At 69.3% G+C, this 14752-nt stretch carries 13 protein-coding genes and 1 other RNA gene; 9 read left to right on the top strand and 5 right to left on the bottom strand.

Annotation, left to right across the window (positions count from 1 at the left end):
• Positions 1–27: 27 nt before the first annotated feature.
• Positions 28–645 carry a DUF2059 domain-containing protein gene (locus FHT38_RS13125; RefSeq protein WP_091733228.1) on the bottom strand — a complete coding sequence of 206 codons (618 nt, stop codon included), beginning with the start codon at positions 643–645 and terminating at the stop codon, positions 28–30.
• Positions 642–3326 carry a DNA gyrase subunit A gene (gene gyrA, locus FHT38_RS13120; protein WP_091733230.1) on the bottom strand — a complete coding sequence of 895 codons (2685 nt, stop codon included), beginning with the start codon at positions 3324–3326 and terminating at the stop codon, positions 642–644. The genes FHT38_RS13125 and gyrA overlap by 4 nt, the downstream gene beginning before the upstream one ends.
• Positions 3327–3585: 259 nt before the next feature.
• Here gyrA and ompA point away from each other — a divergent pair, with 259 nt between their 5' ends.
• The 5 genes from ompA (at position 3586) to FHT38_RS13095 (ending at position 8445) form a co-directional block, all read left to right on the top strand.
• Positions 3586–4233, top strand: coding sequence for an outer membrane protein OmpA (gene ompA, locus FHT38_RS13115; RefSeq protein WP_091733232.1), 648 nt, complete (start codon positions 3586–3588; stop codon positions 4231–4233).
• A 141-nt stretch (positions 4234–4374) separates the two neighbouring features.
• Positions 4375–5076, top strand: a complete 702-nt coding sequence (ubiG, locus tag FHT38_RS13110; protein WP_183492038.1) for a bifunctional 2-polyprenyl-6-hydroxyphenol methylase/3-demethylubiquinol 3-O-methyltransferase UbiG — start codon at positions 4375–4377, stop codon at positions 5074–5076.
• On the top strand, positions 5073–5780 hold the full coding sequence (gene gph, locus FHT38_RS13105) for a phosphoglycolate phosphatase (RefSeq protein ID WP_255488677.1): 708 nt from the start codon (positions 5073–5075) through the stop codon (positions 5778–5780). The genes ubiG and gph overlap by 4 nt, the downstream gene beginning before the upstream one ends.
• Positions 5781–5890: 110 nt before the next feature.
• Positions 5891–6264, top strand: a transfer-messenger RNA (tmRNA) gene (gene ssrA / locus FHT38_RS13100).
• 273 nt (positions 6265–6537) lie between these two features.
• Positions 6538–8445, top strand: coding sequence for a sialidase family protein (locus FHT38_RS13095; protein WP_183492037.1), 1908 nt, complete (start codon positions 6538–6540; stop codon positions 8443–8445).
• A 60-nt stretch (positions 8446–8505) separates the two neighbouring features.
• Here the strand turns inward: FHT38_RS13095 and FHT38_RS13090 are convergent, their stop codons facing one another.
• A complete protein-coding gene (locus FHT38_RS13090; RefSeq protein ID WP_183495085.1) occupies positions 8506–9270 on the bottom strand; it encodes a hypothetical protein in 765 nt (254 codons plus the stop codon).
• 14 nt (positions 9271–9284) lie between these two features.
• Positions 9285–11273 (bottom strand): tetratricopeptide repeat protein, encoded by a 1989-nt coding sequence (locus tag FHT38_RS13085; protein ID WP_183492035.1) that lies wholly within the window; start codon positions 11271–11273, stop codon positions 9285–9287.
• Positions 11274–11475: 202 nt separating this feature from the next.
• Here FHT38_RS13085 and FHT38_RS13080 point away from each other — a divergent pair, with 202 nt between their 5' ends.
• Positions 11476–11886 carry a hypothetical protein gene (locus tag FHT38_RS13080; RefSeq protein WP_183492034.1) on the top strand — a complete coding sequence of 137 codons (411 nt, stop codon included), beginning with the start codon at positions 11476–11478 and terminating at the stop codon, positions 11884–11886.
• A gap of 13 nt (positions 11887–11899) precedes the next feature.
• On the opposite strand, the gene FHT38_RS13075 is transcribed toward FHT38_RS13080, so the two are convergent.
• Positions 11900–12655 carry a DUF72 domain-containing protein gene (locus FHT38_RS13075; RefSeq protein ID WP_183492033.1) on the bottom strand — a complete coding sequence of 252 codons (756 nt, stop codon included), beginning with the start codon at positions 12653–12655 and terminating at the stop codon, positions 11900–11902.
• Positions 12656–12726: 71 nt separating this feature from the next.
• Here FHT38_RS13075 and FHT38_RS13070 point away from each other — a divergent pair, with 71 nt between their 5' ends.
• From FHT38_RS13070 to FHT38_RS13060, 3 genes are all read left to right on the top strand, one after another.
• Positions 12727–13056, top strand: a complete 330-nt coding sequence (locus FHT38_RS13070; protein ID WP_255488676.1) for a hypothetical protein — start codon at positions 12727–12729, stop codon at positions 13054–13056.
• Positions 13057–13082: 26 nt separating this feature from the next.
• The gene (locus FHT38_RS13065; RefSeq protein WP_091733865.1) at positions 13083–13598 is read left to right on the top strand and encodes a pyridoxamine 5'-phosphate oxidase family protein; all 516 of its coding nucleotides are present in this window, start codon (positions 13083–13085) and stop codon (positions 13596–13598) included.
• A gap of 63 nt (positions 13599–13661) precedes the next feature.
• Positions 13662–14657, top strand: a complete 996-nt coding sequence (locus FHT38_RS13060) for a PAS domain S-box protein (protein WP_183495083.1) — start codon at positions 13662–13664, stop codon at positions 14655–14657.
• The last annotated feature ends 95 nt before the right edge of the window (positions 14658–14752 follow it).

Below are 14752 nucleotides of genomic sequence, written 5' to 3'. Positions count from 1 at the left end.
GGCCGGCACCGGGCCGCGGTGGCGGACTTACTTCTTCGGCGTCGGCGCGGGCTTGGCGGCCGGCTTCGGGGCCGAGGCGGCCGGCGCCGGACCCGCTTCCAGGCCGAGCTGCTTGGCGACGTTCTGCTGCAGCGCGGTGAACTTCTCGTCCAACTGCTTGCCGTTGTCGTCGATCAGCTTCTTCGTGTAGAGGCTCTGCAGCTCCTGCGAGGACTCGGCGAACTTCTTGCTCACCGGCGATTCCAGCCAGGCCAGCAGCTGCTTGAGCTCGTCCTCGGTGAACTTCTCGTCCAGCGCCACGCCCATGGTCGACGGGGCCAGCTTCATGCCCTTGTCGACCAGCGGCTTGGCGTTGTCTTCCAGGAACTTGCGCAGGTCGGCATCGATCTGCTTGGCGGTGGCTTCGCGCTTGGCTTCGGGCACGTTGCGCAGGGCCGGCGCGGCCTTGGCGGCCAGTTCGTTGACCGGGCGGCTCAGCACGCCCATGGTCAGGGCCTCGATCGCGGGCTGCTGGATCTTCAGGATCTTCGCGATGACGTCCTTCTTGGACTGCGGGCTGTCAGCCTTCTGCGCGAAGACGACGGGGCTCGCCAGCAGCGAGGCGGCGATGGCGCCGGCTTGGATGGACTTCAGCAACAAGGTCATTCCTTCACGTCGGGGGTGGAGTCGCCCGCGGCGCTCGTGGCGTCGCCGGCATCGGAACCGGCGCCGCCCGCGGCGTCGTCGGTCGATTCTGTCGTCTCGTTAGCATCGTTCTCGACGATGCGCTGCAGGCCCGAGAGCTTGGCGCCCTCGTCCAGCGAAATCAGCGTCACGCCCTGCGTGGCGCGACCCAGTTCGCGGATCTCGGCCACCCGCGTGCGTACCAGCACGCCGGTGTCGGTGATCAGCATGATCTCATCCTCGGGGCGGACCAGCGTCGCCGCGACGACCTTGCCGTTGCGCTCGCTCTGCTGGATCGCGATCATGCCCTTCGTGCCGCGGCCGTGGCGCGTGTATTCCACGATGCTGGTGCGCTTGCCGTAGCCGTTCTCGGTGGCGGTCAGCACGCTCTGCGTCTCGTCCTCGGCCACCAGCATCGCGATCAGGCGCTGGTCGGGTTCGAGCATCATGCCGCGCACGCCGCGGGCCTGGCGGCCCATCGGGCGGACGTCGTCCTCGTCGAAGCGCACGGCCTTGCCGCCGTCGGAGAACAGCATGACGTCATGCTGGCCGTCGGTCAGCGCGGCGCCGATCAGGTAGTCGCCCTCGTCCAGGTCGACGGCGATGATGCCGGCCTTGCGCGGGTTGCTGAAGTCCTTCAGCGAGGTCTTCTTGACGGTGCCCAGCGCGGTGGCGAAGAAGATGAAGTGGTCTTCCGGGAACGAGCGGAATTCGCCTGTCAGCGGCAGCACGACGTTGATCTTCTCTTCGGGCTGCAGCGGGAACATGTTGACGATCGGCTTGCCGCGCGCGTTGCGCGAGCCCTGCGGCACTTCCCAGACCTTCAGCCAGTACACGCGACCGCGGTTGCTGAAGCACAGCATCCAGTCATGCGTATTGGCGATGAAAAGCTGGTCGATCCAGTCGTCGTCCTTGGTGGCCGTGGCCTGCTTGCCACGGCCGCCGCGGCGCTGGGCGCGGTACTCGCTCAGCGCCTGGCTCTTGATGTAGCCGGTGTGGGACAGCGTCACGACCATGTCGGTCGGCGTGATCAGGTCCTCGGTGCCGAGTTCCTGGGCGTTGTGCTCGATCACGCTGCGGCGAGCGCCCAGCTTGGTCTGGCCGAACTCCTGGCGCACCGACGCCAGTTCGTCGCCGATGATCGTCGTCACGCGCGCGGGCGTGGCGAGGATGTCCAGCAGGTCGGCGATCTGCGCCATCACGTCGCGGTATTCGCCGACGATCTTGTCCTGCTCCAGTCCGGTCAGGCGCTGCAGGCGCATCTGCAGGATCTCGCCGGCCTGGTCGTCGGACAGCTTGTAGAGCCCGTCCTCCTGCATGCCGTATTGCGCCGGCAGGCCTTCGGGGCGGTAGGCGTTGCGGCCGCCGGCGGTCTCGCCCTCGGCGCGCGACAGCATCTCCCGCACCAGCGAGGAATCCCAGGCGCGCGCCATCAGCTCGGCCTTGGCCACCGGCGGGGTCGGGCTGCGCTTGATGATCTCGATGAAGTCGTCGATGTTGGCCAGCGCCACCGCCAGGCCTTCCAGCACATGGCCGCGCTCGCGCGCCTTGCGCAGTTCGAACACGGTGCGGCGGGTGACGACCTCGCGGCGGTGCTCCAGGAAGACCGTGATCAGGTCCTTCAGGTTGCACAGCTTGGGCTGGCCGTCGACCAGCGCCACCATGTTCATGCCGAAGCTGTCCTGCAGCTGGGTCTGCTTGTACAGGTTGTTCAGGACGACTTCCGGGACCTCGCCGCGCTTGAGCTCGATCACCACGCGCATCCCGGACTTGTCGGACTCGTCCTGGATGTGGCTGATGCCCTCGATCTTCTTTTCCTGGACCAGCTCGGCGATGCGCTCGAGCAGGGTCTTCTTGTTCACCTGATAGGGGATCTCGTCGACGATGATCGCCTGGCGCTGGCCGCGATCGATGTCCTCGAAATGCACCTTGGCGCGCATCACGACCTTGCCGCGGCCGGTGCGGTAGCCCTCGCGCACGCCGGACAGGCCGTAGATGATCCCGGAGGTGGGGAAGTCCGGCGCGGGGATGATCTCCATCAGCTCGTCGATCGAGCAGTCAGGATTCTTCAGCGCGTGCAGGCAGGCGTCGACGACCTCGTTGAGGTTGTGCGGCGGGATATTCGTGGCCATGCCGACCGCGATACCGGCCGCGCCGTTGATCAGCAGATTCGGAAGGCGCGCCGGCAAAACCAGCGGTTCCTTTTCGCTGCCGTCGTAGTTCGGGCCATAGTCGACGGTTTCCTTGTCGATATCGGCCAGCATTTCGTGGGCGATTTTCGACAAGCGGATTTCGGTGTATCGCATGGCCGCGGCGTTGTCGCCGTCGACCGAGCCGAAATTCCCCTGGCCGTCCACCAGCATGTGGCGCAGCGAGAAGTCCTGCGCCATCCGGACGATGGTGTCGTACACGGCGCTGTCGCCGTGCGGGTGGTATTTACCGATGACGTCGCCGACGATACGGGCCGACTTCTTGTAGGGCCGGTTCCAGTCGTTGTTCAGTTCGTGCATCGCGAAGAGCACGCGCCGATGCACCGGCTTGAGGCCGTCGCGGGCGTCGGGCAGCGCACGGCCGACGATCACGCTCATCGCGTAATCCAAGTAGGAGCGGCGCATCTCCTCTTCGAGGCTGATCGGCAGGGTTTCCTTGGCGAACTGGGTCATGCGCTGGGGGCCGCGCGCACGCGTGCGCAGCCTCTGGAGAGATCGGAAGTCGGTGATTCTAATTGCGCGCGCTTGTCGTGCTTGCGCAACACGTTCATGAACAGTTGCAGCGCGTGCCGCGAGAATGGAGGCGTCCTGTTGCCCTATGGCACAATCGGTTCGTCCCTAGGAGAAACCCTTGGTCAGGGAACTCCTGAGGTTTTAGTTCCGACATTGGACGTTTCGCAGGGCAACTGCGGCTTTCCTTGAGAGGAGAATCATGAAGAAACTGAACCGCGTGGCAGCGCTCTTTGCTGTCGCCGCTGTGGCCACCTCGGGCGTCATGGCCCAAACCGTGGACAACTGGCGCGCAACGGATGGCACCGTTTGGAAGAACGGCACCAACGAGCTGTGCTGGCGCGATGCATTCTGGACCCCGGCCACGGCCGCCAAGGACTGCGACGGCGCCCTGAAGCCGGTGGCTGCTCCTGTGGCCGCTCCGGCCGCTCCGGCTCCCGCCCCGGCGGTGACCCCGGCCCCGGCGCCCAAGCCGGTGGTGGCTCCGACCAGCGAAAAGGTCACCTACGCCGCTGACGCCTTCTTCGACTTCGACAAGTCGGTCCTGAAGCCGGAAGCCAAGGCCAAGCTGGATGACCTGGTCTCGAAGACCGGCGGCATCAACCTGGAAGTGATCATCGCCGTCGGCCACACCGACAGCGTCGGCACGGATGCCTACAACCAGAAGCTGTCGGTTCGCCGCGCTGAAGCCGTGAAGGCCTATCTGGTGTCGAAGGGTCTGGAAAAGAACCGCGTCTACACCGAAGGCAAGGGCAAGAAGCAGCCTATCGCCGACAACAAGACTGCGGAAGGCCGCGCCAAGAACCGCCGCGTCGAAATCGAAGTGGTCGGTACCCGCGCCGTCAAGTAAACGGTACGGTGGCGACTTCGGTCGCCATCCCGCAAACCCCGCCAGCCATCAGGCTCGCGGGGTTTTTTCATTGATGTGTCATTGGTGGGGCGCGCGCGGAATCGGGCCTCCCGCCGGTGGGCTCGGCTACCATTGCGCCCCATGGCGAATGTCGATGCAAAAGAGCTCGAGAAGTTCAGCGAGCTGGCCCACCGCTGGTGGGATACCGAAAGTGAATTCAAGCCGCTTCACCAGATCAATCCCTTGCGATTGAACTGGATCGACGGCCTCTGCGGCTTGCAAGGCAAGATGGCGCTGGACGTCGGTTGCGGCGGCGGCATCCTGGCCGATGCGATGGCGCGCAAGGGAGCGAACGTGCTGGGTATCGACTTGGCGACGAAATCGCTGCGCGTGGCCGAATTGCATGCGATGGAGGCGGGTACCGAGAACGTCGCCTACCAAGAGATCGCCGTTGAGGACCTGGCGCGGGAGCGCCCCGCCTCCTTCGATGTGGTGACCTGCATGGAGATGCTTGAGCACGTGCCGGACCCTGCGTCGGTGGTCACCGCGCTGGGTCAACTCGTGAAGCCCGGCGGGTGGGTGTTCCTGTCGACGCTGAATCGCAACGCCAAGTCCTTTCTTTTCGCGATCGTCGGCGCGGAGTACGTCCTGCGCATGCTGCCCGCCGGCACCCACGAATACGCGCGCTTCATCCGCCCGTCGGAGCTGGCGCAGATGTGCCGAGACGCCGGCTTGGAAGTGCAAGGCGCGAAGGGCCTGACCTTCAACCCGCTCACCCAGCGCTATGCCTTGAACGCGGATACCGACGTCAACTACCTGCTGGCTTGCCGCCGTGCCGCATGATCGCGGCGATGCTGAATTCGCCTCCCGGCGTGGCCACGCGCGCTGCGATCAGAACCGTGCTGTTCGATCTGGATGGCACGCTGGTGGACAGCGCCCCCGATCTGGCCGGCGCGACCAACGAAATGCTCATCGCGCGCGGCCTGCCCGAAGTGCCGTTCGAGCGCCTGCGTCCGATGGTGGGCGCGGGCGCGCGCGGAATGATGGGCGTGGCCTTTGGCGTGTCGCCGAAGGAGATGACGTTCCCAGCGCTCCGCGACGAGTTCTTCGACCGCTACGAGCGTCGCCTGCTTCGCGCGACACGCCCGTTCGACGGTGTCGCTGCGATGCTGCAGGCGCTGTCCGACGACGGCTTGAGCTGGGGCATCGTGACCAACAAGTCGGAGCGCTTCGCGCTGCCGTTGGCGCGGGGGCTCGGTTGGTCCGAACGCGCGGCGGCGGTGGTTGGAGGCGACACGACGCCGCACAGCAAGCCGCACCCGGAGCCGCTCCTGGAGGCGGCCCGTCGGGCCGGCGTCGCGCCGGGTGAGTGCGTGTATGTCGGCGATGACGCGCGCGACGTGCTGGCGGGACGAGCGGCTGGCATGCCGACGATCGCCGTGCGCTGGGGCTATCTGGGGGATGGTGAGCCGATCGAGGCCTGGGGCGCGGACGTGGTTCTCGACACCCCATCGCAGCTCGTCGAGTGGCTGAGAGCCGCGCGCTGAGCCTGTGGCTCAAGCGTTCAGGGTCGCCGCGAATCGAACTTCAGAAAGATTACTGCCGCCCGGGGCTTGAAGTCCGCGCGACTGGCATAATCTGCGACTTCTCTCTCTCTGGGGCCGACCTGGTTTCGACGTGGGTACGGATTCGGAGTAGGGCATGCCGAGGGCCAGGCACCTCGTAAATCCATCTGGAAAAAACCAACTGCGAACGATAACACGTACGCTCTCGCGGCTTAAACCCCGCGGACCTCTCACCGGTTGGCCGATGGGCCGGGTGAAGGGACGCAAGTCCTGACACAGAGAGGTTATTCACATTGGCTGGCTGTCATTCGTGCACCTTGGGTGACGGCGAGATTTAGGGTGCTGGCTGATCCCGTAGCGTGCTCCTGCGCGACGGGGTTGGCGAGAACCAAATCAGAGAGCTAAGCATGTAGAACTGCCCGATGAAGGCTTGCGGACGCGGGTTCAATTCCCGCCGGCTCCACCATATTCGAGTGTCATGACCGCTCATGACCTCCCAAGCGCCTAAGTGAACCAAGCACTTAGGCGCTTTTTGTTTTTGGGCTCGGTGCCCGAATTCCTGCATGGCGTCGCGCACCCTGGCCCCATCCGTCGCGGCCGACGGACAGTTCCTGGATTTTTCGCGACCTGCTCGCGCAGGGGTGTACCGGACCGCGCGGCGGTTGACGATACTTCCGCGCGTTGCGCCTCGAGGGAGCTGCCGCACGGTGCGGTGGAGCGAGGCCACAGTGCGTCCACCATGCTTGCATCCGTCATTGACCATCGCCGCCGTGGCGCTTCGCCGCTGCGTTCCTCCGGGCCCTGGCACCTCGTGGCCATCGCCGTCGCCGCCGCGACGCTGACGGCCTGCGGCGGCGGCTCGTCGGACGACGACCCCGCGCCCGAGGCCACGCCCCGGACCGCGGCGACCCTGGTGCGCGTCGCTTCGGAGGCGGCGGGAAGCCACTGCGCCGCGGGCGGCACGCGCGTGGAGTCCGGCGCGGATGCCGACGGCAACGGACAGCTCGCCGACGGCGAGGTGTCCAGCACGCAGTACGTCTGCAACGGTCTGAACGGCGGCGCGGGTGCCGAGGGCCGGTCGATGCTGGTTCGAGTCCGAGCCGAAGCCGTCGGCGCCAACTGCGCACAAGGCGGCTCGGCGGTGATGGCGGGGCTGGATGCCGACGGCAACGGCGCGCTGGATTCGGGTGAGGTCAGTAGCGTGGCCTATGTCTGCAATGGCGCGAACGGCTCCAACGGCTCAAACGGCACGCCAGGCTCCGCCGGCCCCACAGGACCCACCGGACCCACAGGCGCATCGGGCCTCGACGCCCTCGTCGCGGTCACCGCGGAGTCGGCCGGTGCGAATTGCGCCTATGGCGGCCAGCGCGTGCAATCCGGCCAGGACGCCAACCGCAACGGCGTGCTGGATGCCGGCGAGGTGACGTCCACGGCCTATGCCTGCAGTGCCGCGCCGGCGGACACGCGCTGGGTGAATGTGACGTCCGCCACCGCGCAGGCCGACTCGAACACCGGCTATCTCGCCAATTCGAGCGGGCCCGTGGTCCTCACGCTGCCCGCTTCACCGGCCGTGGGCGACTGGATCAAGGTCACCGGAGTGGGCGCCGGCGGTTGGACGATCGCGCAGAACGCCGGCCAGCGGATCACGACGACCGGATTACCCGGCGGCAACACCGTGACCTGGACGGCCCAGGCACCGACCGGCACCTGGGTCGCGGTGGCGATGTCGGCTGACGGCGCACGCCAGGTCGCCGCGTCGGCATCCGGAGAGCTCTACACCTCCGAGGACGCCGGTGCGCACTGGACCGTGCGTCTCACCGGGCAGCCGTGGTCCAGCGTCGCGATGTCCTCCGATGGACAGACGATCCTGGCGGCGGTCAACGGCGGGGCGCTCTACCTGTCGACGGACGGAGGGAACAACTGGTCCAACGACGGCAGCAGCAGGGCGTGGACCGCCGTCGCCAGTTCGGCCGACGGCACGCGCCTGGTGGCCACGGCCTACCTCGGACAGATCTGGACCTCGGCCGACAGCGGCGGCAGTTGGACGGCGCGCGACAGCAATCGCGCCTGGCGCACCGTGAGCGCCTCGGCGGACGGCCGCGTGCAGGTCGCGGGCACCAACGGCTCGCAGCTGTATGTGTCGACGGACTACGGCGTCAACTGGACCGCGCGGGCCTCCGCCCAGTTCTGGTGGGGGTCGGCGGCATCGGCCGATGGACGGCGCCTGTACGCCACGGTCGACACGGGCGCAATCTGGCGCTCCGATGATTTCGGCACCTCGTGGGAAGCCGTGACGATGAGCCGGGACTGGCGCGGCATCGCCACTTCGGCGGATGGGCGTCATGTGGTGGCCGCCACGAATGGCGGCGCGCTCTACGAGTCGTCGGACGGTGGCCAGACCTGGCGGTCCACGGCCGATGCGGGCGCCTGGACGACGGTGGCCAGCAGCGCGAACGGCCTGACCCTGCTGGGCGGCAAGTCCGGCGCGGCGCTGTACGCCGGCACGCGGCGGACATCCACCACCTCGGGGGTGAGCGGCTCGCTGTCCGGGGGGCAGGGCGACACGCTGCAACTGCAGTACGTCGGCGGCGGCGTGTTCATGCCGATCAGCTATGTCCTGGCGAACCTGACGTTCACGCCGCAGTGACCTCGCTCGGATGAGCGGCCGAATCCCCCAGCAGGGGGCTTCGGGTCCTCGGGACGCGTGTCAGGCCGCCGACACGCACGCCATCGCGATGCTGACCCACACGCCCAAGCTGAAATACGGCGTCAACCACAGCGCATCGGCCTTCCAGGCCTCCCAGGAGCCGCTGGGCACGCGCCGATGCCAGGCATCGCGGGCGCCCGCGTCCAGGCGCAGGTAGACCTGCCCGCTGGCGCGCCCGTGCCGGTAGCGGCGCCAGTACATCGGCATGTCGACGGTCACGACATAAGCGACGAAGGACATCGCGCCCACGATGCCCGCGACCGACAGCGCCTGCACCCAGCCCCCGCTGCCGAGGGCGATCACGCCCAGCAGCACGGCCATCCAGGTGAAGCCGCCGGCCCACAGCGCCGATTCCACGGCCTGCGTGATGTGGTTGAGCGTGAGCACGCTGTGCCAGCAGAAGGCCTGCGCCACCACCATGAACATCGGAACAGCCCAGGCGGCCGCCTGCACGGCCGGCAGGCCGGCATGGGCGGCCAGCTGATGGACGAACAGGCCCAGCTGCAACGCGAAGCAGATCTCGGCCACCGTGGCCGCGGTGCGGCCCAGGAAGATGCTGGACAGGTGGCTGTCCACCACCACGAGCCGCTCCAGATCCACCCGCGGCAGCAAGGAGCGATAGGCACACACCAGCACGTAGACGCCGGACAGCCCCAGCTGCACTCGCCCATGAACGCCGGCGACGGGGCCGGCGAGCGCGACGGCGAGCCACAGGCCCAGGTTCAGCACGGCCAGCGCGCGCAGCGCCCGGCACCATGAACGCACCTGCGTATCCATCGCTAGTCGATCACGATGTCGCCGTCGACCGTGCCCGACAGCGCGGCGAGGTAGCCCAGCTCCAGGCTGCGCGTGAAGGCCGGCGTGTCGAACAGCGGCGCGGTGTCGCGTTGCGCGCGCAGCCGGTCGCGCAGCGCCGCGAGTGGCTCCGGCGCGGCCGCGAGCGCGACGGCCCGCTCGACGTAGTCCTCGGGGGTCTCGACGATCAGCTCCGGCAGGCCGACCGCATGCAGCAGGCTGGCCGCCATGCGGCCGGCGAAGGCGCGCCCCCGCTGCGTGAGCACCGGCAGTCCCATCCAGAGCGCATCGCTGGCCGTCGTGCCGGCGTTGTAGGGCAGGGTGTCCAGGAACAGGTCGGCCGCGGCGAGGCGGGCGAGGTAGTCCTCGCGCGCGCAGCGCCGCGCGAAGACCAGCCGCTCCGGCGCAAGGCCGATCGCGGCGGCTTCGCGGCGCAGGCGGTCGATGGCCTCATCCTCCTCGGCCAGCAGCCACAGCACGGCGTGCGGCACGCGCGACAGGATCCGGCCCCAGGTGCGGAACATGGCCGGCGTCAGCTTGGCCGGGTTGTTGAAGCCGCACAGCACGACCGCGTCCGGCGGCAGGCCGAGCGCGCGCCGGTCGGCCGCGGCGGGTCGCGGTCGCTGGCGATCGTTGGCCTGGTAGGACGGCAGCACCAGCAGGCGTTCGTCGAAGCAGGCGCGGGTGTCGGCGTCGATGAGGCGCGGGTCCGCGACGAGGTAGTCGTAGGCGCTCGAGCCCGAAGTGCCAAGATAGCCCAGGTAGAGCATCTGCACCGGTGCGACGCGGCCGGCGAACAGCGCGACGCGGCCGCCCTCGGTGTGGCCGGTGAGGTCGACCGCGATGTCGATGGACAGCTCGCGGCACAGCGCCGCCACCCGTTCATCGCTCCAGCCGCCGACGTCGAGGAAGGCATCGGCGGCGGCGCGCAGCCGCTGCTGCATCGGGTCGTCCCTCGCCTCGCCATGGTTGATCAGCGCGACGTCGAAGACCTCGCGGTCATGCAGCTCCAGCGCTTCCGCCAGCAGGAAGGCCACCGGATGGGCATGGAAGTCGCGGGAGACGTAGGCGATGCGGATCTTGCGTCCGGCCGGGAAGCCGGGCCGCATCGGCGGCGTCGCGGCACGGGGCGATGCGTGCCGCGCCCAGGTCCTTGCCGCCGCCTGCTGCAGCGCCGGGTCGTCCGTCAGGTTCTGGACCACCAGCGGCTGCGCGACCGCCTCGCCACGAGCCACCTGGGTGAGCAGCGCATCGCGACGCGCGTCGAAGTCGCGCCAGTCGTAGACATGCATCGCCGCGTAGAGCCTCAGTCCGGCGAGCCAAGGGGCGTGCGGCGTGAGCCGCAAGGCCGCGTCGAAATCGTCCACCGCCAGCGTGAACCGGCGCGCGCGCAGATGGAGATTGGCCCGGTTCTGCAGCGGCGCGGCGAAGGCCGGGTCGTGGCGGATCGCGGCGCTGAAGGCGTCGAGCGCCTCGGCCTCCCGGCCGCCCTGGCGCAGCGCCATGCCCATCAGGTTGCGCGCGATCGCGTGGCCCGGCGCCTCGGGACCGATGGCCGCCAGCGCCGGCAGCGCGTCGCGCCAGCGGCCCGCGTCGATCAGCTGCTCCGCGCGCTCGAAGCGGAAGTCGTCGCAGGCGGGATCGGCGTCGATGGCCAGCTCGATCGCCATCAGCGCCGCGTCGCGGGCGCCCAGGTCCCGGTAGCTCAGGCTCAGGCCGTGGAAGGCGCGAGCGTAGGTGGGGTCCCGCGAGGCGGCCTGCTCGAACGCCGCGATCGCGTCCTCGATCCGGCCGGTCTCGCGCAGCGCGATGCCCCAGTTGTAGAGCAGCGCGGCGCCAGCGCCAGCCGCCTGCGCCAGCGCGCGGTACTCGGCCTCGGCGGCGATCCAGTCGCCGCGGTCGGCGAGGGCATGGGCGCGTGCCAGCGTGGCGGGCGTGCGCGGCCGTGCCGGCTGTTCCTTCGAAGCGCTCAATCACCACCTCCCGCGGCTCAACGCGGCGGATCATACGAGCCGACGTTGGCGCGAGCGCAGGCGAGCCTTCGCTGGTGCACCGCAGCATGCGTGGCGGCCCGCGTTTCCAGTGGACGGGCGCTATCCCATCGATAGCCACATCGCGTGGCGCGCCGGGAGTCGCGGGCGTAGCATCGCTTCACCCCGACTCCAGGTCCCCGTCATGGCCGTCTGGCAGTTCGATCTGGCCTTCGCGCATGGCAGCGCCAAGGCCTCCTGGCATCCCTCCTCGCGCAGCGACGTCATGCACTACCTCGCGTCGCGCGTCGGCCCCAGCACGCCGATGCTGGAGGGCTGGCGCTACTTCGGCGACGAGGCGCACAACTGCATCGACATGGTGTCCGATCCCGACGGCCACTACGAGCTGCATGCGCGGCTCGACGCCTGCGCCACCGAGACCGACCACTTCATCGACGTCGTCTGCGACGTGGCCCATGCGCTCGGCTGCGAGTTCTTCAGCGTCGAACTGGCCGCCTTGTTGCCGCCGCGCTCGCGCGCGCTCAAGGACGCGCTGCAGCGGTCGACGGCTTGGCGTTTCGCGCTGGACCCCGAGGGCTTCGACACCGACGCCTGACAGGCCGCGGACGTCATCCCAGCAGCGCGCTGAACCGCAGCGCATCGTCGGCCGCCGCGCCCGATGCGGTGTTGTCGAAGACGCACCAGATCGAGGTGCCGGCCGGCCAGCGCGCGAGCGCCTGGGCCCGCGCCTGGAGGAAGGCGTCCTCGTAGCGCGACCAGTACATGCGCGGCGAGCCATGCCAGCGGTAGTAGACGACGGCGCCGCGGCCGTCGCCGTGCTCGCCGAGCCAGCCGCCCGGTTCGTCCGCGCCGGCGGGGCGGGCGGGATCGGCGGCCACGCGGCCGATGCGTTCGTCCACCAGCAGGCGATCCGCCGCCGCGCTGAACCACGAGGCATGCCGCGGCTCGCAGACGATCGCGCCGTCGAAGCTCGCGTGCAGCGAGCGGAAGAAGGCGCGCGCGGTGCGTGTCTCCAGCGGCAGGGACGGCGGCAGTTGCACCAGCAGCACGGCCAGCCGTGCGCCCAGCCCGGCCAGCGAGTCGACGAAGGCGCGCACCTCGGCCCGCGGCACCTTCAGTCGCGCGTCGTGCGTCATCGCCCGCGGCAGCTTGACCGAGAAGCGGAAGTGGGCCGGCGTCTGCGCGGCCCAACGCGCGAAGGTGTCCGCCCGGTGCGTGCGGCTGAAGGTGGTGTTGATCTCGGTCGCGTTCAGCACGGCGGCGTAGCGGCTGAGCTGGCTGCCCTCTGGCGGGAAGGCGGCGGCGACGGCGCGGGGCACGCTCCAGCCCGCGGTGCCGATGTGCAAGGGCGTTGATTGCGACATGGGCGTCTGCCGGCAAGCGGCTTGCCCTGGTCGGGGATCGACGCCCGCGTCGCCGACAACGCTCCCGACCGATGGACGCCTTCCTCGATGCCCTGCAATGGCCCGCGATGGCCGTGACCCTGCTGGCCGCCTGGCTGGTGGCCGCGCGAAGCGCCGCGCGCCGCCGCTGGGGCTTCGGCGTCTTCGTCGCCAGCAACCTGCTGTGGAGCGCCTGGGGCCTGCACACCCAGGCCTACGCGCTCATCGTGCTGCAGGTCGGGCTGTTCCTGCTCAACCTGCGCGGCGTGCGGAAGAACCGGCAGGCCGACGATGGCGTCGATCGCTCCGCCACCCGCGCTCCCGACGACGCGACAGGCGAGCGCACCGCTCGAGCGCGGGCCCGGGAGCGAGGCTTGCTGTGAGGAGGCACATGGCCAAGGAGCACGACATGAGCGATCAAGCGCTGAGCGACACCGAACGACGCGAAAAACTCTGGCACCTCATCAAGGACATGCGCTTCGGCATGCTGACGACGCAGCATCCCAACGGTCACCTGCACGCGCGTCCGATGACGCTGCAGAACCGCGGCGTCGACGAGGGCGATTCGCTGTGGTTCTTCATGTCCCGGGGCGGCGAAGCCTACGAGGACATCGTCGGCGCCGCGCAGGTGAACGTGGCCTTCGCCGACGCCGATGACGACACCTATGTCTCGGTGTCCGGCACCGCCGAACTCGACGAGGACAGGGCGCGCAAGCAGGCCCTCTGGAATCCGGCCGCCGAGGCCTGGTTCCCCAAGGGCGTGGACGACCCCGACCTCGCGCTGCTGCGGGTGCGCATCAACCACGCCAGCTACTGGGACGTGAAGGCCTCGAAGCTGATGCAGCTGTATGCGATGGCGAAGTCGGCGGTGACCGGCCAGCCGCCGAAGGACCTGGGCGAGACGGGGCAGGTCCGGATGCGGTGAGGGCTTCCCCCGGGGTCGCAGGGCTCGACGCGCCGGATTTGCCTCCGATAGGATGGCCCGATGATGAGCCCCCTGGTCCTTCGCGGTCGTTGCGCCTGCGGGCGAGCCGAGTACGCCGTGCATGCCGCCCAGCTCGACGCCGCGGTCTGCTACTGCGCCACCTGCCGACGATCCTCGGGGGGCGCCGGGATGGCCTGGCTGACCGCCGACCGCGCCACCTTGCGGGTCAACGGCGCGCTGCAGACCTGGCGGTCCTCGGACCATGCCTTGCGCCAGTTCTGCCCGCATTGCGCGACGCAGCTGTTCTGTCTCGAGGACGATGCGCCGCCGGAGATCAAGGTCGCCGCCGGCACGCTGGACGACCAGAAGCTGGTCAAGAGCACCCACAGCGCCTTCGTGAACGAGCGGCCGCTGTGGGATGCGCGGCATACGCTGGCGCAGCACGAGGCCGACGCTCCCTCGCCGACGGCTGAACCGGCGCCCGGCGACGCACCGACCGGGCGCTCGCGGGCCGAATCCGACGCGGCCTTCCAGAGCGCGCTGGCCAGCAGTCCGGACGCCTTCATCAGCATCGATCCCGACGGCCTCATCACCGAGTGGAATCCGCAGGCGACGGCGACGCTGGGATGGAGCTATGCCGAGGCCATCCACCGCCCGCTGCATGAGCTGATCATTCCGCCGGAGATGCGCAGCGCGCACCTGCGTGGCATGTCGCGGCTGCAGCGCACCGGCGACGGTCCGGTGCTGGGGCGGCGATTCGAGGTCGATGCGATCCACAAGCGCGGCCACCGGGTGCCGATCGAGCTGTTCGTCGCGCCGCTGTGCATGGCCGGCGGCACCGGCGCGACGGCCTTCGTGCGCGATGTCAGCGTCCGGCGCGCGGCCGAGGCCTCGATCGAGCGCGCGATCGGCGGTGAGCCGGTGAGCTTCGAGGTGGACCTGCGCCTGGGCGGCCGGCACCGCGCCATGACGGTCCGCGTCACGCCGCGCCGCGACGAGCACGGCACGCCGGATGGTTTCCTCATTCATCTGGAGGACGCCGCGGCGGGCGATCCCTGAGGCCCCCGCGGCGCGCCGCCCACGCCTGTAGTCCTTCGCCCGACGGCCGGTCGGCGCGCGGGCTCACCCGCACTGGCGTCACGCCGGCCTCGCCA

The sequence above is a fragment of the Mitsuaria sp. BK041 genome (assembly GCF_014193085.1).
Classification (GTDB): domain Bacteria; phylum Pseudomonadota; class Gammaproteobacteria; order Burkholderiales; family Burkholderiaceae_C; genus Roseateles.
The sequence above is the reverse complement of the archived record's forward strand: the minus strand, read 5'-3'. Positions and strand labels throughout refer to the sequence as shown.

Excerpts from the sequence above, each read along its gene's own strand:
- FHT38_RS13065 (WP_091733865.1), top strand. The coding sequence starts at position 13,083 with ATGAGCGATCAAGCGCTGAGCGACACCGAACGACGCGAAAAACTCTGG.
- FHT38_RS13080 (WP_183492034.1), top strand. The coding sequence starts at position 11,476 with ATGGCCGTCTGGCAGTTCGATCTGGCCTTCGCGCATGGCAGCGCCAAG.
- ompA (WP_091733232.1), top strand. The coding sequence starts at position 3,586 with ATGAAGAAACTGAACCGCGTGGCAGCGCTCTTTGCTGTCGCCGCTGTG.
- FHT38_RS13125 (WP_091733228.1), bottom strand. The coding sequence starts at position 645 with ATGACCTTGTTGCTGAAGTCCATCCAAGCCGGCGCCATCGCCGCCTCG.
- gyrA (WP_091733230.1), bottom strand. The coding sequence starts at position 3,326 with ATGACCCAGTTCGCCAAGGAAACCCTGCCGATCAGCCTCGAAGAGGAG.
- FHT38_RS13060 (WP_183495083.1), top strand. The coding sequence starts at position 13,662 with ATGAGCCCCCTGGTCCTTCGCGGTCGTTGCGCCTGCGGGCGAGCCGAG.
- FHT38_RS13095 (WP_183492037.1), top strand. The coding sequence starts at position 6,538 with ATGCTTGCATCCGTCATTGACCATCGCCGCCGTGGCGCTTCGCCGCTG.
- FHT38_RS13075 (WP_183492033.1), bottom strand. The coding sequence starts at position 12,655 with ATGTCGCAATCAACGCCCTTGCACATCGGCACCGCGGGCTGGAGCGTG.
- ubiG (WP_183492038.1), top strand. The coding sequence starts at position 4,375 with ATGGCGAATGTCGATGCAAAAGAGCTCGAGAAGTTCAGCGAGCTGGCC.
- gph (WP_255488677.1), top strand. The coding sequence starts at position 5,073 with ATGATCGCGGCGATGCTGAATTCGCCTCCCGGCGTGGCCACGCGCGCT.
- FHT38_RS13070 (WP_255488676.1), top strand. The coding sequence starts at position 12,727 with ATGGACGCCTTCCTCGATGCCCTGCAATGGCCCGCGATGGCCGTGACC.